The organism is Schleiferilactobacillus perolens DSM 12744 (assembly GCF_001435585.1).
In the GTDB taxonomy this organism is placed as follows: Bacteria; Bacillota; Bacilli; order Lactobacillales; family Lactobacillaceae; genus Schleiferilactobacillus; species Schleiferilactobacillus perolens.
Genome location: NZ_AZEC01000054.1, coordinates 1 through 779, shown reverse-complemented (window position 1 = coordinate 779; position 779 = coordinate 1). Strand labels below are relative to the sequence as shown.

Annotated in this window: 1 protein-coding gene; it reads right to left on the bottom strand. The window is 44.3% G+C overall.

Annotated features, from left to right (window positions below; all coding sequences use genetic code 11):
• A partial coding sequence (locus FD09_RS15575; RefSeq protein WP_201782888.1) for a transposase occupies positions 1-454 on the bottom strand: 454 nt, incomplete at its 3' end.
• Between the last annotated feature and the right edge of the window lie 325 nt (positions 455-779).

Below are 779 nucleotides of genomic sequence, written 5' to 3'. Positions count from 1 at the left end.
GGTTAAAATCCAGCACTTGGTCGTCCAAATTATTGCATAAAGCCGAGACCGTACTTTTAGAAAAGGTTGTCCCACATAACTTCTTAGTAATCTCAGCTACTTTACGTGTTGAAACACCTTGGATTACCATTTCCATTAATGCCAAATCAAAGGCCTGCTCACTACGCTGGTAGCGTTTGAACAGCTGTGTTGAAAAATTGCCATGACGGAGTTTAGGAACGTGTAGTTCAAGTGTTCCTACTCGTGTGGTAAGCTGACGAACCCGATAACCATTCCGTGAATTGGTTCGCTCATCCGAACGTTCATAAGCCTTAGCTTTAATCTGCTCAGTCGCTTCGGACTTAAGAATTTCATCAAGGATCTTGGCCATAATTGATTGCATGGCCTTATCCCGATCACCTAGTAATAGCTCCTTTAATTCGTCATCCTCTAAATTTAATTCAACTTTTGGCATAATGAAGTTCCTTTCAGATTTCACAAAGTCCTATTTAGAATTTACACCAATTATACGGACATAACCGGTTATCGGACCGGTCAAATAAAAGGACAGATAGAAAAGGGCGCCAGTGGTTCAATTAATGAACTCGCTGACGCCCTTTGATTTAGGAATGTAATGTTCCTTGCGGTATCTCTAACTTAGCCATACGGCCTGTCGAGGAGGTTAGTCGCACTTCCGATAACGTGCTCCCCAACCGCAGGCCTAGTGGCTAAGTCCGGACGGAGAACGATGCGTTCCGCATCAACCCCTGTCCTATCCTTAGCCCACGGCCTGCCTTATG